At 64.6% G+C, this 19,826-nt stretch carries 12 protein-coding genes; 3 read left to right on the top strand and 9 right to left on the bottom strand.

Going from position 1 to position 19,826, the window contains the following annotated elements:
• Positions 1-110: 110 nt before the first annotated feature.
• Positions 111-1,246, top strand: a protein-coding gene (locus tag ACMGG8_RS18580) for an IS3 family transposase (protein WP_414158119.1) whose coding sequence is annotated in 2 segments (ribosomal slippage) — positions 111-384 and positions 384-1,246 — 1,137 coding nt in all. Because the reading frame shifts where the segments join, the coding sequence is not laid out codon by codon here.
• 515 nt (positions 1,247-1,761) lie between these two features.
• On the opposite strand, the gene ACMGG8_RS18575 is transcribed toward ACMGG8_RS18580, so the two are convergent.
• From ACMGG8_RS18575 to ACMGG8_RS18535, 9 genes are all read right to left on the bottom strand, one after another.
• Complete coding sequence (locus ACMGG8_RS18575) at positions 1,762-2,508, bottom strand: SDR family oxidoreductase (RefSeq protein ID WP_414158118.1); 747 nt, start codon at positions 2,506-2,508, stop codon at positions 1,762-1,764.
• 141 nt (positions 2,509-2,649) lie between these two features.
• A complete protein-coding gene (locus ACMGG8_RS18570; RefSeq protein ID WP_060839454.1) occupies positions 2,650-4,737 on the bottom strand; it encodes a putative bifunctional diguanylate cyclase/phosphodiesterase in 2,088 nt (695 codons plus the stop codon).
• A gap of 221 nt (positions 4,738-4,958) precedes the next feature.
• A complete protein-coding gene (locus tag ACMGG8_RS18565; protein ID WP_414158117.1) occupies positions 4,959-6,452 on the bottom strand; it encodes an efflux transporter outer membrane subunit in 1,494 nt (497 codons plus the stop codon).
• On the bottom strand, positions 6,449-9,556 hold the full coding sequence (locus ACMGG8_RS18560) for an efflux RND transporter permease subunit (RefSeq protein WP_414158116.1): 3,108 nt from the start codon (positions 9,554-9,556) through the stop codon (positions 6,449-6,451). Before ACMGG8_RS18560 ends, ACMGG8_RS18565 begins: the two co-directional genes overlap by 4 nt.
• Before the next feature lie 121 nt (positions 9,557-9,677).
• Positions 9,678-12,770: an MdtB/MuxB family multidrug efflux RND transporter permease subunit gene (locus tag ACMGG8_RS18555; protein WP_414158115.1), complete on the bottom strand. Its 3,093-nt coding sequence runs from the start codon at positions 12,768-12,770 to the stop codon at positions 9,678-9,680.
• Positions 12,767-14,089 (bottom strand): MdtA/MuxA family multidrug efflux RND transporter periplasmic adaptor subunit, encoded by a 1,323-nt coding sequence (locus tag ACMGG8_RS18550; protein WP_414158114.1) that lies wholly within the window; start codon positions 14,087-14,089, stop codon positions 12,767-12,769. The genes ACMGG8_RS18555 and ACMGG8_RS18550 overlap by 4 nt, the downstream gene beginning before the upstream one ends.
• Positions 14,090-14,267: 178 nt before the next feature.
• Positions 14,268-14,768 (bottom strand): thiol peroxidase, encoded by a 501-nt coding sequence (gene tpx, locus ACMGG8_RS18545; protein ID WP_060839459.1) that lies wholly within the window; start codon positions 14,766-14,768, stop codon positions 14,268-14,270.
• An 847-nt stretch (positions 14,769-15,615) separates the two neighbouring features.
• Positions 15,616-16,293: a type 1 glutamine amidotransferase domain-containing protein gene (locus ACMGG8_RS18540; RefSeq protein ID WP_060839460.1), complete on the bottom strand. Its 678-nt coding sequence runs from the start codon at positions 16,291-16,293 to the stop codon at positions 15,616-15,618.
• Between the two features lie 67 nt (positions 16,294-16,360).
• The gene (locus ACMGG8_RS18535) at positions 16,361-16,804 is read right to left on the bottom strand and encodes an SRPBCC family protein (protein ID WP_414158113.1); all 444 of its coding nucleotides are present in this window, start codon (positions 16,802-16,804) and stop codon (positions 16,361-16,363) included.
• A 390-nt stretch (positions 16,805-17,194) separates the two neighbouring features.
• On the opposite strand from ACMGG8_RS18535, the gene ACMGG8_RS18530 reads away from it, so the two are divergent.
• Together ACMGG8_RS18530 and ACMGG8_RS18525 are read left to right on the top strand one after the other, a co-directional pair.
• Positions 17,195-18,820 carry a J domain-containing protein gene (locus ACMGG8_RS18530; protein WP_414158112.1) on the top strand — a complete coding sequence of 542 codons (1,626 nt, stop codon included), beginning with the start codon at positions 17,195-17,197 and terminating at the stop codon, positions 18,818-18,820.
• Positions 18,817-19,797 (top strand): DUF3829 domain-containing protein, encoded by a 981-nt coding sequence (locus ACMGG8_RS18525; RefSeq protein ID WP_414158111.1) that lies wholly within the window; start codon positions 18,817-18,819, stop codon positions 19,795-19,797. Before ACMGG8_RS18530 ends, ACMGG8_RS18525 begins: the two co-directional genes overlap by 4 nt.
• Positions 19,798-19,826: the final 29 nt, after the last annotated feature.

The raw sequence follows: 19,826 nt of genomic DNA, 5'->3' as shown, positions 1-19,826 counted from the left end.
AGGTCGGCACAAGGCGCAAGGGCCTCTTCGCCGGCAAGCTGAACTGGCCTAATAATTTTGGACACCCCAATCGGGCGCTATGATGGCGCCCAAATCTGAGGTGTTTGGATATGCGTAATTCTTATTCGGGTGAATTCAAGCTCAAGGCAGCCAGCATGGTGTTGGACGAGGGACTATCGGTTCCCGAGGTTTGCGCCAGTTTGAGTGTTGGTCCTACGGCGCTGCGTCGCTGGGTTGAACAAGTTCGTCAAGAGCGCCAGGGATCAACTCCGGTCGGGGCCAAAGCGATTACCGCCGATCAGCGAGAAATCCAAAAACTCAAAGCCTTGCTCAGGCAAAAAGATCGGGATATCGAAATCCTAAAAAAGGCCAGTGCTCTCCTGCTGTTGGACGCCAAAGATCACTCTCGCTGATCGATGAGCTGGGTGAGCAATACGGCGTGAACAAGTGCTGCCGCGTGCTGGGAATTAGCCGCAGCAGCTTTTACGCATGGCGCGAGCGCCAAGGCCGAGCTCGGCCCGAACGAGAGAAACTCAAAGCCTTGCTGGTCAAGCACCATAAGGCTTCCAGGGCATCTGCCGGCTCGCGCACCCTGGCCAAGGTGCTGCAAGCCAATGGGCATAGTGTCGGACGGTACATGGCTCGCAGCCTGATGCGAGAAGCCGGTATCGCCAGTCGTCAGCGTCGACGCCACAAGTACAAGTCCTCCGGCGTGGAAGCGCTGGTGGCGCCCCACGTGCTCAAGCGTCAGTTTGAGGTTACGGCGATGAATCAGGTGTGGTGCGGCGACGTCACGTACATCAAGGTCGGCAAGCGCTGGCTGTATTTTGCCGCAGTTCTGGACTTGTTCGCCCGCAGGATCGTGGGCTGGTCGTTTTCGATGATCTCTGATGCCTCGCTGACCTGTGAAGCCTTGCGGATGGCCGTCGAGCTACGGGGGCGTCCCAAAGATGTGTTGTTTCACTCCGATCAAGGTTGCCAGTACACCAGCCATAAGTTCAGGAATGAGCTGCTGGAACATGGGCACCGGCAAAGTATGAGTCGTAAAGGTGAATGCTGGGACAACGCTCCGATGGAACGTTTCTTTGGCAGTTTGAAGTCGGAGTGGGTACCTGAAACAGGCTACAACTCGGAGCATGAGGCCCGAACGGATGTACAGCGCTACGTCATGCGCTACAACACCATCAGGCCTCACAGTTATAACGACTATTGGTCGCCGGTGGCGATGGAGAAACTGGCGGCGTAGAACCTTAATCGGTGTCCAGGATTACTTGACCAGTTCAAGCCGGCTCCTACTTGACAGACCACAAGCTCAGAGGGGGCTGTAGGAGCTGGCTTGCCAGCGAAGGCGTCTGCGAGGTCAGCACAAGGCTTGTGGGCCTCTTCGCCGGCAAGCCGGCTCCTACATGGCAGACCACAAGCTCAGGGGGGGCTGTAGGAGCTGACTTGCCAGCGAAGGCGTCTGCGAGGTCGGCACAAGACTTGAGGGCCTCTTCGCCGGCAAGCCGGCTCCTACATGGCAGACCACAAGCTCAGAGGGGGCTGTAGGAGCTGGCTTGCCAGCGAAGGCGTCTGCGAGGTCGGCGCAAGGCTTGAGGGCCCCTTCGCCGGCAAGCCGGCTCCTACATGGCAGACCACAAGCTCAGAGTGGGCTGTAGGAGCTGGCTTGCCAGCGAAGGCGTCTGCGAGGTCGGCGCAAGGCTTGAGGGCCCCTTCGCCGGCAAGCCGGCTCCTGCGGATAGGCCGCAGACTTGCGGGGGCTCAGCGGCCGCCGCCCAGGTCGATGAAGCTGCCGGTGGTGTAGGAGGCCTTGTCCGACAGCAGCCAGAGAATGGCTTCGGCCACTTCGTCGGGACGTCCGCCACGGCCCATGGGAATCGCCGATTCCAGTTTGCTGACCCGGTCGGCGTCGCCGCTCAGGGCATGGAAGTCGGTGTAGATGTAGCCCGGACGCACCGCATTGACGCGGATGCCCTCGCCCGCCACTTCCTTGGACAGGCCGAGGGTAAAGGTGTCCAGGGCGCCCTTGGACGCAGCGTAGTCGACGTATTCGCCCGGAGAACCCAGGCGCGCCGCCACCGACGAGACGTTGACGATGCTGCCGCCCTGCCCGCCATGGCGCGGCGACATGCGCAGCACCGCGTGCTTGGCGCAGAGGATCGGCCCCATGACATTGGTCTTCATGATCTTCTGGATGCGGAATTCGGACATTTCATCGAGACGGGACTTGTGCCCCACGGTCCCGGCGTTGTTGACCAGGGCGGTGACCCGGCCCAGCTCGCTGTCGACCCGCTGGAACAAACCGATGACTTCGTCTTCGATACTGACGTCGGCCCGCACCGTGATGGCCTGCACGCCCAGGGCGCGAACCTGCTCCAGCACCTGATGAGCCGCCTGCTCGTCGGCCTGGTAATTGATGCACACCTTGAAACCCTGCTGCGCGGCCAGCAATGCCGTGGCCGCACCGATTCCCCGCCCGCCACCGGTGATGACGATGACTTTGTCCATACTGCCGACTCCCTGACTGATCATTTCAACGCCCGCCATTAAACACCCCGCAGGCAGCGATGAAAACCGCAGTGACATCAAACAGCCTCTATTCCGGGCTCACAGGACCGTGCCCCTGGTGATGGCCGGCCGAGGCCAGCCTCAGGTGTCGTGCCGGGCCTGTTGTTCAGCCTGGTGGATACCCTGCATGAAGCTCTCGGGCGGTAGCGGGTGACCCAGGTAATAGCCTTGCAGCGAGTCGCAGCCCAGCTGGGTGAGGAAGCTCTGCTGCACCCCGCTCTCCACCCCCTCGGCGACGATGCGCAGGCCCAGGGCCTGGCCCAGGGCGACAATCGCCGAGACGATGGCGGCGTCGTCGCTGTCGTGCTCCAGGTCACGGACGAAACCGCGGTCGATCTTCAACTCGTTGGCCGGCAGGCGCTTGAGGTACATCAGGCTCGAATAGCCGGTGCCGAAATCGTCGATGGACAGGTCCACCCCCATGTCCGACAACTGCTGCAGCACGATCATGCTGACATCAGCGTCGTTCATCGCCGTCGTCTCGGTGATTTCCAGGGTCAGGTTGTTGGCCGGCAACTGATTGCGCTCCAGGGCCTGGGCCACACTCTTGACCAGCCCCACATGGCAGAACTGCAAGGCCGAGAGGTTCACCGCGATGCGCCAGTCGGTGTAGCCCTGGACATACCACTGGCGCATCTGCCGGCAGGCCTCGTGCAACACCCAGTCGCCGATGGCGATGATCAGCCCGCTCTTCTCCGCCAGTTCGATGAACTTGTCCGGCAGCAGCAGGCCGTGTTGCGGATGCTCCCAGCGCAACAGCGCCTCGGCCCCCACCGGACGCCCGTCGCCGGCATCGAACTTGGGCTGGTAGTAGAGGCGGAACTGATTGTGTTCCAGGGCATTGCGCAGGTCCTGGAGCAACTGCAGCTGGCGCCGGGCGTTGCTGTTCATCGACGCATCGAAAAAGCTGTAGCCGTTCTTGCCGGTGGCCTTGGCGTGATACATGGCCGCGTCGGCATTCATCAGCAGTTCCTGGGCGGTCAGGCCATTGCCGGGATACACCGCGATGCCGATGCTGGCGGAAATCTGCAGCTCGTGTTCGGCCACGCGGAACGAGCGGGACACCAGGCCCACCTGCCGCGCCGCCAGGCGCAAGGCATCATCCGGCTCGCCGAGCTGCACCAGCAGCACGAACTCGTCGCCGCCGATCCGTGCCAGGGTGTCTTCGCTGCGCAGGTCCTCGCGCAGGCGCAGGGCCACCTCCCGCAGCAACTGGTCGCCCATGTGATGGCCAAACGCGTCGTTGACCGGCTTGAAGCCGTCCAGATCGATGAACATCAGCGCAAAGCAGCCGCCATGGGCGGTCACCCGGTGCATCGCCTGATCGATGCGGTCCGCCAGCAGAATGCGGTTCGGCAGACCGGTCAGGGTGTCGTGCAGAGCCAGTTGGGTCAGCTCCTTGTTGGCCTCGGTCAAGGACTGCGCCAGCACCGCGGTGCGGGCTTCCAGGCGCGCGTCCAGCACCGAGGTCAGCAAGGCGATGATCAGCACCGCCAGGGTGGTGATCAGCACCAGATTGTCCAGGCCCTTGCCACTCAGGCCATTGCCCAGGGCCCCGCAGAAACTGCCGTCACTGAAACGCGCAGCGGCCATGCCGGTGAAATGCATGCCGACGATGGCAAACCCCATGACCACCGCCGCGCCGGTGCGGGCCAGACGCACATGGGGCGTGTTCTGGCGCAGGCGGAAGGCGATCCACAGCGCCGCCAGCGAAGCACCGAAGGCAATCAGCAACGAGGCGCTGAACAGGCTCGGGTCGTAGTCGATACCCGGCTGCATGCGCATCGCCGCCATGCCGGTGTAGTGCATGCCACTGATGCCGGCGCCCATGATCAAGGCGCCGAACAGCAGTTGCCACAGCGGCAGGCGCGGCTGGCTCACCAGCCACAGGGCAAAGCCGCAGGAGAGGATCGAGATCAGCAGCGACAAGGCGGTCAGCGCGATGTCGTAGCCCAGCTCGATGGGCAGCTCGAAGGCGAGCATGCCGATAAAGTGCATGGACCACACACCGATGCCCATGGCCAAGGCTCCGCCGCACATCCACAGGTAGGCCGCACGGCCTTTGGTGGTGGCGATGCGTCCGGTGAGATCGAGGGCGGTGTAGGAAGCGAGGATCGCCACGAAAATGGAGATCACGACCAACGCGGGGGAGTAACTACCGATGAGCATGGGGCATCTCTTGGCCGTTGTGCCGATGTTTGCCCGGCGGGCAAAAGCGCAGATTGTACTGATTGCGCAGAAGAACGCATCTACAAAGTGAGCAAACCGCCAGTAGCCGGACAGAACGTCTGCCCCGGGCCTTTGATGCCCCTACAAGGCTTGTGGGCAAGGCCGTTGCGCGGCCATGTCCGCGGCCCTCGCGCCCCCCTGCGCGAGGCCCTGATGGCGGCCTATTTCTGCTCGCCGACCTGCAGCTGGCCGTCCCAGCCGCCACCCAGCGCGGCGATCAATTGCACGCTGGCAATCAGCCGGCTCTGCAGCAGGCTGAGGACGCTGCGTTCGTTGCTCAGGGCGGTGGTCTGGCTGGTGACCACGTCCAGATAACCGATGAGTCCGGCCTTGTACTGGTTCTCGGTCAGGCGCAGGGCCTCGCGGGCCGAATCCAGGGCCTGCTGACGCACCCCCGCCTCGTCCTCCAGGACCTTGAGCTGGATCATGTAGTTTTCCACCTCGCGGAAACCGTCGAGCACGGTCTGCCGGTACTTGGCCACGGTCTGGTCATAGGCCGCCTGGGTGCGATCCACTTCCGCCGAGCGCTGGCCACCGTCGAACAGGGTCATGGCCAGCTTGGGGCCCACCGACCAGAAGCGGTTCGGCAGGCTGATCCAGTCGGCGTAGGTACTGCTGCTGTAGCCGCCGGCCAGGCTCAGGGTCAGGTCCGGGTAATAGGCCGCCTTGGCCACGCCGATATTGGCATTGGCGGCCATCACCGAACGCTCCGCCGAGGCGATGTCCGGACGCCGCTCCAGCAACTGCGAGGGCACCGCCAGGGGGACCTGGGGCAGCAGCGGAATCCGCGGGGTTTCTGCCAGGTTGAACTCGGCCGGCGGTACGCCCATCAGCACCGCGATGGCGTTTTCGAACTGCGCCCGCTGCCAGATCAGGTCGATCAGGTCGGCCTGGGCGCTTTTGAGCTGGGTCTGGGCCTGGGCCACGGCGTCCTTGCCGGACACCCCGGCCTGATACTGGTTCTGGGTCATGGTCAGGGAGCGCTGATAGGCGGCCACCGTGGCTTCCAGCAAGCGCTTCTGTTCGTCGATCACCCGCAGTTGCAGGTAGTTCTGCACCAGCTCCGACTGCTGGCTCAGGCGCATCGCCGCCAGATCGGCGAAGCTCGCCTCGGCGCTGGCTTGATTGGCTTCCAGGCCACGGCGCAGCTTGCCCCAGACATCCGCCTCCCAGCTCACGCCCAACTGAGTGTTGTAGGTGTCGCGAATGCCGCTGCTGGAGCTGCTCAGCCCCGAACTGCTGCTGCCGGTGCCCTGGCTGGCCCGGGTCTTGCCGACGCTGAGGTCGACACTGGGAAAGAACGCCCCACGGGAGCTGCGCACCAGGGCCTGAGCCTGACGGTACTGGGCCTCGGACTGGGCCACGCTCTGGTTGGAACGGTTGAGCCGCTCGATCAGGCCGTTGAGCTGGGCGTCACCGTACAGCTCCCACCAGGCGCCCCGGGCCAGGGCATCGCTGGGGTTGGCCTGGCGCCAGCCCTGGGCCTCCTTGTACTGCACAGGCTCGGCCACCTGGGGCCGCTGATAGTCGGGTCCGATGGCGCAGGCACTGAGCAGCGCCACGCACAGGCCCAGGCTCAAGGCCCGCGAACCCCGGGCCATGGCCAGGCGCTGGGCGGACAGCAGAGTAACGGGACGGGACGATTGGTCGGTCATAGCGGCGTTTCCAGAGCGGCATCGGTACGGACCCCACGCCAGTGGTTGAACTTGTGGCGCAGGCGATCGAGATAGAGGTAGACCACCGGGGTGGTGTAGAGGGTCAGGACCTGGCTGAAGACCAGGCCGCCAATGATGGTCAGGCCCAGGGGCTGGCGCATTTCCGAGCCCTCGGCGCCCCCCAGCAGCAACGGCAAGGCGCCGAGGATCGCCGCCAGGGTGGTCATCAGGATCGGCCGCAGGCGCTGCAGGCAGGCACTGCGGATCGATTGCAGCGGGTCCAGGCGCTGGTGGCGCTCCAGTTGCAGCGCCAGGTCGATCATCAGGATCGCGTTCTTCTTCACCACGCCGATCAGCAGGAACAGCCCCAGCAGCGAGATCAGGCTGAACTCGCCGCCCAGCACGTAGATCGAGAGCAAGGCGCCGACCCCGGCCGACGGCAGTGTGGAGAGAATGGTCAGCGGGTGAATGTAGCTTTCATAGAGCACCCCGAGCACCAGGTACACCGCCAGCAGCGCACCGAGGATCATGAACGGCTGGCTCTTCTGAGTGGCGGCGAAGGCGTCGGCGGTGCCGGCCATCTTGACGATCACGTCCTCGGGCATGCCCAGCCTGGCAATCGCCCGTTCGATGGCGGCGGTGCCCTGCTCCACGGTCACGCCTTCGGCCATGTCGAAGGAAATGCTCTCCGAAGCGAACTGCCCTTCGTGGCTGACCCGGTCGTCTTCCAGGCTGTTTTCATAGTGGGCGATGGCCGACAGCGGGATCCGCGCCCCGGCACTGGTGATCACCTGCACCTGGTTCAGGGTGATCGGGTCCTGGGCGTATTTCGGGTTGACCTCCATCACCACCTGGTACTGGTTGAGGCTGTCGTAGATGGTGGAGATCTGCCGCTGGCTGTAGGCGTTGTTGAGCACCGCGGTGACCATGTCCATGTCCACCCCCAGGCGCTTGGCCTGGTCGCGGTCGACCACCAGGGTCACCTGCTGGGCGCCGCGGCCTTCGCGGGCGTCGATGGCGGTCAGCTCGGGCAAGGCGCGCAGCGCGGTGACCACTTTCGGGTACCACTGGCGCAATTCGCCCAGATCGCCGCTTTGCAGGATGTAGGAATACTGCGAGGTGGTCTGCTCGCGGCCGCCGCCGAACTGCAGGTCCTGGTCGGCCATCAGCATCAGTTGCGCGCCGGGCACCTTGGGCATTTCCTTGCGCAGGCGCTCGATGACCTTCTGCGCCGAAATATTGCGCTCCTTGATCGGTTTGAGGCGCACCAGCATGAAGGCGTTGTTGGTGCCGTTGTTGCCGCCAATGAAGCCGGCCACGCTTTCCACCGCGCTGTCCTTGAGCACCGCGCGGCGGAAGATCTCCATCTTCGGTTGCATCACGCTGAAGGACAGGCCGTCGTCGCCGCGCACGAAGCCGATCAACTGGCCGGTGTCCTGCTGCGGCATGAAGGTCTTGGGCACCACCACGTACAGGGCCACGTTGACGCCGATGGTGACCAGCAGGCTGAACAGGGTCAGGCGCTTGTGCCGCAGCACCCAGTCCAGGCTGGTGGCGTACTTGCCCACCATCCACTCGTTGCTGCGCCGGCTCCAGCGCTGCAGGCGGTTTTCCTGGCCCGGGGTGTGGGGCTTGAGCCAGCGCGCGCAAAGCATCGGGGTCAGGGTCAGGGACACCACCAGGGACACCACGATGGCCGCCGCCAGGGTGATGGAGAACTCGCGGAACAGGCTCTCGATGATCCCGCCCATGAACAGGATCGACAGGAACACCGCCACCAGCGACACGTTCATCGACAGCAGGGTGAAACCCACCTCCTTGGCCCCCAGGTACGCCGCCTTCATCGGCGCGATGCCTTCGTCGATATGCCGGGAAATGTTCTCCAGGACCACGATGGCGTCGTCCACCACCAGGCCGGTGGCGAGGATCAGCGCCATCAGCGACAGGTTGTTCAGGGAGAAGCCATACAGGTACATCACGGCGAAGGTGCCCACCAGCGACACCGGCACCGCCAGGGTCGGGATCACCGACGCGCGGAAATTGCCGAGGAACAGGAACACCACCAGGATCACCAGGGCCACGGCGATCAGCAGGGTCATCTCGGCCTCGTGCAAGGTGGCCTTGATCACCGGCGAGCGGTCCATGGCCAGGTTGAGCTTGACGCTGGCCGGCAGCACCGCCTGCAACGCCGGCAACTGGGCCTTGATCTCGTTCACCGTCTCGATGATGTTGGCCCCGGCCTGACGGTTGATCACCAGCAGCACCGCCGCATCGTCGTTGAAGAAGCCGCTGTTGTAGCGGTCCTCCACGCCGTCGCTGACCTTGGCCACGTCTTTCAGACGCAGGGGCGCACCGTTGTTGTAATGGATGATCAGCGGTTCGTAATCACGGGCTTTTTCCAGCTGATCGTTGGCCTGGATCTGCCACAGCCGCTGGTCATCCTCCACCGAGCCCTTGGGCCGGCGCTGGTTGGCATTGGCAATGGCGTTGCGCACGTCGTCCAGGGCCACGCCGTACTGGTTGAGCAGCTGCGGCTCCAGCTCGATGCGCACCGCCGGCAAGGAGCTGCCGCCAATCTGCACCTCGCCCACGCCCTGCACCTGGGACAGGCTCTGGGACAGGATGGTCGAGGCCAGGTCGTACAGCTGGCCCTTTTCCAGCACATCGGAGGTCAGCGACAGCACCATGATCGGTGCCTGGGACGGGTTGACCTTCTTGTAGGTGGGCATGCTGCGCATGCCGCTGGGCAGCAGATTGCGCGAGGCGTTGATGGCCGCCTGCACTTCCCGGGCCGCGCCATTGATGTCGCGGTCCAGGTCGAACTGCAGGATCACCCGGGTCGAACCCTGGCTGGAGCGGCTGCTCATGGTGTTGACCCCGGCGATCGCGCCGAAGGAGCGCTCCAGCGGCGTGGCCACGGTGGAGGCCATGACCTCGGGGCTGGCCCCGGGCAGGCTGGCCTGGACCACGATCACCGGAAAATCCATCTGCGGCAGCGGCGCCACCGGCAACAGGCCGAAGCTCACCCCGCCCAGCAGCATGATCGCCAACGACAGCAGCATGGTCGCCACCGGGCGCTTGATGAAAGGACCGGACAGGTTCATGGGCGACCGCTCCAAGCTTCAAGCCTCAAGCTGCAAGCGAAAAGCGGGATCGGTGCACGCTCTTGCTTCTGCTTTTGATCGAGCTTGCAGCTTGCGGCTTGCAGCTTGCCGCTGACGCCCCTCACACCACTTCTCCTACGGCGGGCTTGGCAAACCGGCGGCCCAAGCGGTCGAAGTACAAGTAGATAACGGGCGTCGTGAACAGGGTGAGGATCTGGCTCACCAGCAGGCCGCCGACCATCACCAGGCCCAGGGGCTGGCGCAACTCGGCGCCGGAACCGGTGGCCAGCATCAGCGGCACGGCGCCGAACAGCGCCGCCAGGGTGGTCATCAGGATCGGCCGGAAGCGCAGCAGCGCCGCCTGGTAGATCGCCTGTTCCGGGGCCATGCCCTGGTGGCGTTCGGCATCGAGGGCGAAGTCGATCATCATGATCGCGTTCTTCTTGACGATGCCGATCAGCAGGATGATGCCGATGATGGCGATCATGCCCAGGTCGTTGCCGCTGAGGATCAGCGCCAGCAAGGCGCCCACCGCCGCCGAGGGCAAGGTGGACAGGATGGTGATCGGGTGGATGTAGCTCTCGTAGAGCACGCCGAGCACGATGTACATGGTCACCACCGCCGCCAGGATCAGCAGCAAGGTGCTCGACAGCGACGCCTGGAAGGCCTCGGCGGCGCCCTGGAAGCGGGTCTGCACCCCCACCGGCATGCCGATCTCCTGCTGCACCTGCTCGATGACGTTCACCGCCTTGCCCAGGGCCACGCCCGGGGCCAGGTTGAAGGACATCATCACCGCCGGGAACTGGCCGATATGGGCGATGGCCAACTGCGCCTGGCGCTCCTCGACATGGGCCAGGCTCGACAGCCGCACCTGCCCGCCGTCGGTGGTCTTGACGTGGATCTGCTCCAGCGCCTGAGGCCCGATGCGCTCGCCGGCCTGGGCCTGGAGCACCACCCGGTACTGACTGGCCTGGGTATAGATGGTGGAGATCTGCCGCTGACCGAAGGCGTCATACAGGGCGTCGGTGATGTTGGACACCGAAACCCCGACCCGGGACGCCGCATCGCGGTCGATCACCAGGTACACCTGCAAGCCCTTGTCCTGCAGGTCGCTGGTCACGTCGGTGAGTTCCGCACGCTGGGCCAGGGCTTCCACCAGGCGATTGCTCCACAGGCTCAGCAGCTCGGCATCCGGCGACGACAGGCTGAACTGGTACTGGGTACGGCTGACCCGGTCTTCGATGGTCAGGTCCTGCACCGGTTGCATGAACAGGCGGATGCCCAGCAGCTTGTCGACCTCGGGCTGAATCCGCGCGATCACCTGGGCCGCGCTCAGGTCACGCTCGCCGTGGGGCTTGAGGTTGATCAGCAGGCGGCCACTGTTGAGGGTGGCGTTGTCGCCGTCGACGCCGATGTAGGACGACAGGCTCTGCACCGCCGGGTCCTGCAGGATGATCTTCGCCAGGTCTTGCTGGCGTTGGCTCATGGCGGCGAAGGACACCGACTGCGGCGCCTCGGAAATACCCTGGATGACCCCAGTGTCCTGCACCGGGAAGAAGCCCTTGGGCACCACCAGATACAGCAGCACGGTCAGGCCCAGGGTGCCGACGGCCACCATCAGGGTCAGGAACTGGTGCTTGAGCACCCACTGCAACTTGCGCCCGTAGCTTTCGATCAACCATTCGATCCAGGCGCCGCTGGCGCGGTAGAAGCGCCCCTGCTCTTCAGGCTTGGGCTCACGCTTGAGCAACCGCGCGCACATCATCGGGGTCAGGGTCAGGGACACCACCAGGGAAATCAGGATCGCCACCGCCAGGGTGATGGCGAACTCGCGAAACAGCCGCCCGACCACGTCGGCCATGAACAGCAGCGGGATCAGCACCGCGATCAGCGACAGGGTCAGGGAGATCAGGGTGAAGCCGATCTGCTTGGCGCCCTTGAGCGCCGCCTGCAGCGGACTGTCGCCCTCCTCGATGAAGCGCGAGATGTTCTCCAGCATGACGATGGCGTCGTCCACCACGAACCCGGTGGCGATGGTCAGGGCCATCAGGGTCAGGTTGTTCACCGAAAAACCGGCCAGGTACATCACCCCGAAGGTGCCGATCAGCGACAGCGGCACGGCAATCGAGGGAATGAGGGTGGCGCTGGCCCGGCGCAGAAAGAGGAAGGTCACCATCACCACCAGGGCGATGGCGATCAGCAGTTCGTGCTGCACATCCTTGACCGAGGCGCGGATAGTCTGGGTGCGGTCGGTGAGCACCGTGACGTCCAGGCCCGCCGGCAGGTTGTCGGTGATGCTCGGCAGCAGCGCCTTGATCCGGTCCACCACCTCGATCACGTTGGCCCCGGGCTGGCGCTGGATATTGAGCAGCACCGCCTGGTTCTCGTTGGCCCAGGCCGCCAGGCGCTCATTCTCGGCGCCGTCGACGATCTCGGCGACATCCTTCAAGCGCAGTGGCGCGCCATTCTTGTAGGCCAGGATCAGCTCGGCGTAGTCCTTGGGCGAAGTCAGCTGGTCGTTGGCATCGAGCATCGAGACCCGGGTCGGGCCATCGAAGTTGCCCTTGGGCTGGTTGACGTTGGATGCACCGATCAGGGTGCGCACGTCCGCCAGGTTCAAACCGTTGGCCGCCAGGGCCTCGGGGTTGACCTTGATCCGCACCGCCTGGCGCTGGCCGCCGGCAATGCTGACCATGCCGACGCCGCTGATCTGGGCGATCTTCTGCGCCATGCGCGTGTCCACCAGGTCATTGAGCTTGGGCAGCAGCATGGTCTTGGAGGTGATGGCCAGGGTCAGCACCGGGGTGTCCGCCGGGTTGACCTTGTTGTACACCGGCGGCGCCGGCAGGTCCTTGGGCAGCAGGTTGGTGGCGGCGTTGATCGCCGCCTGCACCTGCTGCTCGGCCACGTCCATATTGATGTCGAGGCTGAAGCGCAGGGTCAGCACCGAGGCGCCGCCGGAGCTGGTGGAGGCCATCTGGGTCAGGCCGGGCATCTGCCCGAACTGACGCTCCAGGGGCGCGGTGACCGCGCTGGTCATCACGTCCGGGCTGGCGCCGGGGTACAGGGTCATGACCCGGATGGTCGGGTAGTCCACCTGGGGCAAGGCCGACACCGGCAACAGGCGATAGGCGATCAGGCCGGCCAGGACAATGGCCAGCATGCTCAGGGTGGTGGCTACCGGACGGAGGATGAACAGTCGCGAGAAATTCATGCGCCGACCTTTTGCGCCTTGCCATCAGCCGACTTGCCATCCGCAGCCGGCGCACCGGCGGGCTTGCCCTGCAGGTGTTCGGTGGGGGTGGTGGGCACGGCCGCGCTGTCGTTGACCACTTCCACCTCGCTGCCGTCCTTGAGGCGGTCGGTGCCTTCCATCACCACGCGATCGCCGGCCTTGAGGCCGTCCTTGATCACCGTCGACTCGCCGTTGCTGTCGCCTACCTGCAACTGACGGATCTTCACCTTGTTGTCGCCATCCAGGGCGTAGACGAAGGTGCCGTTGGTGCCGAACTGGATCGCCGCCGAAGGCGCCAGCACCACGTTCTTCAGGGTGTCGGCCAGCAGCCGCACATTGACGAACTGGTTGGGGAACAGGCCCTGGTCGCGGTTATCGAAGCGCGCCTTGAACTTCAGGGTGCCGGTGGTGGTGTCGATCTGGTTGTCCAGGCTTTGCAGCACGCCGCTGGCCTGCAGCTTCACATCGCCCCGGTCCCAGGCTTCCACCGGCAGCTTGGCGCCGCTGTGGTAGCGCTTGAGCACGGTGTCCAGGCTGTTCTCCGGCAGGGTGAAGGCCACGCTGATCGGCTGGGTCTGGGTGATGATCACCAGCGCCGTGGTGTCGTTGGCCGACACCAGGTTGCCCACGTCCAGCTGGCGCAGGCCCACGCGTCCGGCGATCGGTGCGCGGATATTGGTGAATTCGAGGTTGAGCTTGGCGTCGTTGACCGCCGCCTGATTGGTCTTGACCGTGCCCTGGTACTGGCCCACCAGCGCCGCGGCGGTGTCCAGGGTCTGCTTGGCGATGCTGTCCTGGGCATACAGGCCGCGGTAGCGCTCAAGGTCGACCTGGGCGTTTTTCAGCTGGGCCTGGTTCTGCAGCAAGGTGCCTTCGGCCTGGAGCAAGGCGTTCTGGTAGGGACGCGGATCGATCTGCGCCAGCAGGTCGCCGGCCTTGACCATCTGCCCTTCCTCGAAGTTGACCTTGACCAGTTCCCCCGCCACCCGGCTGCGCACATTGATGGTGTTCAACGCGGTCACCGTGCCCAGGGCCTTGAAGTACACCGCGAAATCACCCTGGGTCACCGGCGCCACGCGCACCGGGATCGGCCCGCTGGCACCGCCGAAACCGGGGCGCAGGCTGCCGCTGCGTCCGGTATGCCCGGCCGCGGCCTTCGCCTGTGCACCCTCTTTGGGGGCGCTGCCGGCGGGCCAGAATTTCCAGCACAGGCCGGCCACCAGCAGCAGGACAAACAGGCCGAACAGCCAGCGACGAGAGTTGCGGGGAGCAGAGGATTGCATGGAGTGATCAACCATTGGGCGCGTGGGAGTCTTCTTTGAGGAAGGCTGAACGATAAGCACTAGAGCGGGTTTAGCAAAGCGCCTTTACCGGCAATTTACCTTTGACTGACGTTTTAAGGTGCGGCGCTAAGCCACTGAAGCACAAATAAAAACGGCCTGGACAGAGCCAGGCCGTGAATAATTGTAAAAGCGCTTACTTGAGCACAGCCAGGGCCGCGTCGTAGTTCGGCTCTTCGGCGATTTCCTTGACCAGCTCGCTGTGCAGCACGGTGTCGTTTTCATCCAGCACCACCACGGCGCGGGCGGTCAGGCCAGCCAGCGGGCCGTCGGCGATGGCCACGCCGTAGTTCTCGATGAACTCGCGGCCGCGCAGGGTCGACAGGTTCTGCACGTTTTCCAGGCCTTCGGCACCGCAGAAGCGCGCCTGGGCGAATGGCAGGTCGGCGGAGATGCACAGCACCACGGTGTTGGCCAGATCGTTGGCCTGGGCGTTGAACTTGCGCACCGACGTGGCGCAGGTCGGGGTGTCGACGCTTGGGAAGATGTTCAGCACCTTGCGCTTGCCGGCAAGGCTGCTCAGGGAAACGTCGGCCAGGCCGGCGCCCACCAGGGTGAAGGCAGGCGCTTTGGAACCGACTTGCGGCAGTTGGCCATTAACCTGCACCGGATTGCCTTTGAGAGTGACTTGAGCCATGAACGGAGTCCTTATTGAACAGTGATGATGGAACAGCAATGAGCATTCTTAAGAGGCCGAAGTTAAGCATGAAACGGCGCGAGCACCTATTGCCTGGCGGATAAATCGTCCAACAACCTGGCAGATTGCAGGGACTGGCTTGCCAGCCAAGGCGGTTTCGAAGCTGGCATCCGTCAGGGTCGTCTTCGCCGGCAAGCCGATTCCTACAACAACCCGCGCACCACCTGCTGGCGTAGGAGTTGGCTTGCCAGCGAAGGCGTCCGCCAGAGCACCACAAGACTCAAGGCCCCCTTCGCCGGCAAGCCGGCTCCTACAACAACCCGCGCACCACCTGCTTGCGTAGGAGCTGGCTTGCCAGCGAAGGCGTCCGCCAGAGCACCGCAAGACTCAAGCCCCCCCCTTCGCCGGCAAGCCGGCTCCTACAACAACCTGCGCACCACCTGCTTGCGCAGGAGCTGGCTTGCCAGCGAAGGCGTCCGCCAGAGCACCGCAAGACTCAAGGTCCCCTTCGCCGGCAAGCCGGCTCCTACAACAACCCGCGCACCACCTGCTTGCGTAGGAACTGGCTTGCCAGCGAAGGCGTCCGCCAAAGCACCGCAAGACTCAAGGTCCCCTTCGCCGGCAAGCCGGCTCCTACAACAACCCGCGCACCACCTGCTGGCGTAGGAGCTGGCTTGCCAGCGAAGGCGTCCGCCAGAGCACCGCAAGACTCAAGGCCCCCTTCGCCGGCAAGCCGGCTCCTACAACAACCCGCGCACCACCTGCTGGCGTAGGAGCTGGCTTGCCAGCGAAGGCGTCCGCCAGAGCACCACAAGACTCAAGGCCCCCTTCGCCGGCAAGCCGGCTCCTACAGGTGCGCCAGCAGCAGGTCCGCCACGGGGCCACCGGAGGCCGGGTTCTGTCCGCTGATCACCCGCTGGTCTTGCACGGCAAACGGCGCCCAGGGCTCGGCGGCCTTCTGGTACAGGGCGCCGCGCTTGAGCAGTTCGGTCTCGGTCAGGTACGGCACATAGGCGTCCAGCTCGGCGAGCTTCTCCTCTTCATTGGAGAACCCGGTGACCTGCTTGCCGGCGATCAACAGCGAACCATCGCTGAGCCTGATGTTCAGCAAGCCCACCGCGCCATGACAGACCGAACTGACGTAACCGCCCTGCTCATAGATATCGCGACTCAGGGCCTGCAACTCGGGGTTGTCGGGGAAATCCCAGAGCACGCCATGACCACCGGCGTAATAGATGGCCACATAGTCCCGGGCCTGGACCTGCGACGGTTGCAAGGTCGCGCCCAGGCGGCTCATGAAGGCGCTGTCCTGGTACCACTGCCAGTCGGTGTCGTCGGCCATGGCCAGGCTGTGGGGATCGATCGGCACGTAGCCGCCCTTGGGACTGACGTAATCCACCTCGAACCCGGCCGCTTGCACCTTCTTCACAAAATGCACCGCCTCCCCCAGCCACAGACCGGTGGCACGGTTCAGGTTGGGGTATTTGGCCACGCTGGTCAGGACCACCAGTATCTTCTTGCTCATGGGCATGCTCCTTGAACTTGAACTTGGAATAGGAATGGGAATGGGCAAACACGGCATCGCCGCGCCGTCACCCCAGCAAGCGCAACATGTTGCGGTGCCGGGCATCGAAAATCCGCGCCATGTAGGCGTTGACCACCAAGCGTTCCAAAGGTGCGCCACCGATGGCGCGATAAGTCACGCGGTCGGTGTACAGGGTGCCCCCTTCGGCGGCCTCGACCCGATGTTCGTGACGAAAGGCACGCAGCGGCCCCTTGAGCATCTCGTCGACAAAATGCCGATCGCTGACCTCACGTATAACCACCGTCCATTTCGCCGGTATGACACCGAACATCCAGTGCAGGAAGCTGAACTGGCGTCCGACACTGATGCGCAGGTCATTGATGTCGATGCCCCCCAAGGGGGTCACCCGCTCGGGAAAGATCTTGGGAAAGTTGGCCCCTTCGAGGCAGAAATCCAACACCTGGGCCGGGCTGTGGCCCGGCAGAAAAGTCGTGCGTTCCACTACAGGCATAGTTGATAGCTCCTTGCTCAGCCAACAAAATAATTACAATCAACATCACATAATCATAATAACTAATTGTTTTTATTATCTTTTTTATAGTCTAGAAACAACATTAACTAAACCATACATAACGCATGGAAATAGTCACAAATCGCTTTAACAGCCCTTTTCCACTGACGGCCATCCGCTCGGACCTGCCCCGCGCCCGCCCGGCGCAACTGAGCGCGGCACAGCAGAACCCGCGCGCCCCTGCCACCCGGACTGAATCGCCAGACGCCTGCCGCTGTTGATTAGACGGATTCGAGTCGAGGGACTTTTACCCGGGAAACCGGTAGGGTGCGCCATTTCCTCCAGTCATGTCTGGATGTTGCCAAGGGTTGCATGGAGTTCTATCGCCCAATGAGTTGCTGGACCCTACTCGGCCTGCCGGTCACCGCGGATACCCGCACCATCAAGCGCCACTACGCCAAGCTGCTGAAACAGACCCGCCCGGATGAAGATCCGCAAGGTTTCCAGCGCTTGCGCGAGGCCTATGAACAAGCCCTGGCCCACAAGGACTGGGAGCAGAACCAGCCCCTGGAAAGCGACACCGACCACAGCCCGGCCGCCAGCGAGCCGATGCTGTCGGCGCTGTCGCCGGTGCAGCGGGTGGCCGTCCTGCTCAAGGAACTGCACGTCGAGCAGCTCGATCAGCGCTATCGGCAGGCCCAGGAACAGGACTGCGCCCATGAGTTCGAACTGGCCCTGCTGCGCCATTGCGTCGAACACCCGGCCCAGGCCAAGGCGGTCCTGCACTGGGGCTTCGAGCATCTGCGCTGGATGAGCGCCTGGCAGCGCCTGGACCTGCCGGAATACCTGGTGCTGGAGCTGCAGCAACAGCTGTATCAACAGGTTCAGGCGCCGCTGGCCGCGGCACTGCAGGCCAGGGATGAAACGGCGTTCCTGCAGGCCTACGCCCAGCGCTCGGCGCACCCCTGGCTGCTGCACTTGAAACATCGCCAATGGTTCAACCACTGGCTGGCGCAATTGCTGGCGGACAGTCCCTATTGGTCGGTGGCGATCTTCCAGGCGCTGTGCGCCGGCCAGGGTTGGCGATCCGCCGCCGACAACAACTGCCCGGAGGTGTTCTGGCCGCGCCTGCTCAAACGCCATCAGGCCCCGCTGTTCCTGGCCCGCCAGCAACAACTGGCCAGCGAACCGCCCATGACCCCGCAACACCGCGCCGCACGCCTGTTGCTGGCGCCCCTGGGCTTCAGCCAGCGCCGTGCCTGGGCCCGGCACCTGGGCAGCCAGGACTGGCAGGCCTGCCACAAGCTGGCGGCGAGTCTGGCCGCCGACTACCCGGACATCGCCGCCGGCATGCCGGCCGGCAATCCCTACTTCTGGCGTGACTGGGAGCACGCCATCGACAGCTGGCCGATGCTGCTGGGCGTGGTCCTGGCTTGCCTGGCCGGCGCCGTGGCCCAGTACAGCGGACAAGACGCCAGCCCCTGGGAGATCGTCGGGGTGACGCTGGTCTGGTCCTTGTGCTTCTGCGCCGCGGGCGAAGGGCTGCAGCGGCTCTGGCAGCCCCTGAGCCAGCGCCTGCTGCAGTGGGACGAACGCCTCAGCCGGTGCCTGCCGTGGCGCCATGCGCCCTATCACTCCATGCAACTGATCCGCGACCTGTTGCCCGTCGCGCTGCTCGGCGGCCTGCTGGGCGCGGTGATCCACCCGCTGGCCACCCCGGCCTATCTCGGGGTCCAGTTGCTGGTCGCCCTGGCCCGCCAACGCCGGATCGACCCGCTGAGCGCCTGGCAACGCATCAACCCCTGGCCACGCCGCCTGCTGCTGGGCACGGCGCTGATCCTGCTGGTGGCCGCCATCGCCACCCTCAAATGGTTCGACGAGCGCCACACCGCCGGGCGCTATCAAGGCCTGCAGCCCTGGACCGAACGCCTGTGCGCGCGCATGCCGGCCCAGGTCGCCGAGTGCGCGGCGCCCGCCACCGAAGCCCAGTGGTATCCCAAGGAGGCCCGGCCATGAGCCAACGCCCGTTGCTGATCTTCGGTTGTGCGCTGATCTTCGGCTTGTTTGCCCTCCTGGGAGCCGGCTCGCCAATCGCCCGCTTCGAACTCTGGCTGGCGGGCCTGGACAGCCGCGCCAGCGCCGAGGCCGCAGCCCGGGCGCCACTGATCGACTGCGTCAACCAGTACGACATGCCGTGGCGCCTGGGCTACTACACCTACGGCGCTCAATCGGCCTGGCGCATGGCGTTCGACGACCTGCTGAACAATGCCCGGGACTTTGCCGACAGCGCGAAAACCAACATGGACACCCTGCCCGCGCGCGAATGCGAGCCGCGCATGCTCTATCGCCTGCGCCTCCTGCAGCCCGATGCGCCGCTGATCGACCTGGCCGAGCGCTACATCGATGCGCTGCACCAGGCCAACCTGGCCCGTCGCGCCCATTCCAGCTCGATGCCCGGCGCCTACATGCCGGCCGAGGAAGATCCGGCCACCGTGGCCCGACTCCAGCCCGGGTTCGACCGCTACCTGCAAGCCTCCGCCGACCTGCGCGCCGCCCTGGCCAGCGCAGACATCGGCGCCCGACGCGAACAACAGCGGCTGCTTGAACAGCGCCTGGGGCGGGACATCCATTGGCACCTCCTGGACTACATGATCCAGGCGCGGCTCACGGTGGAGCAGCTCAGTCAGGGCGTGCGCGAGAAAACCCTGACCCCGGTGCAGTTGGCCAAGGCCAGCCAGGATCTGCAGCAGGCCTGGGATGCCGGGCAACCCCTGCGCAACCGGCCGCAGAACGGCCGCAGCCAGCCAGCCTATTACCTGTGGAGCCAGATCACCCGGCCGGCCCTGCACTACCAGCAGGCCTTACGCACTTTGCACGAAGACTGGCAGGAGCGGGTCGCGCCCGAGCGCCTGAGCGAGGACTATCACGCCGTGGTGCGGGCCTACGACTCGCTGCTCAGCTACTACAACAAGCAGGCCCAGGTGGATTACTGAAAAGGGGCGGCGGTTCGCTGGACCGCCGC

The sequence above is a fragment of the Pseudomonas sp. BNK-45 genome, from assembly GCF_047456255.1.
Lineage (GTDB): Bacteria > Pseudomonadota > Gammaproteobacteria > Pseudomonadales > Pseudomonadaceae > Aquipseudomonas.
The sequence above is the reverse complement of the archived record's forward strand: the minus strand, read 5'-3'. Positions and strand labels throughout refer to the sequence as shown.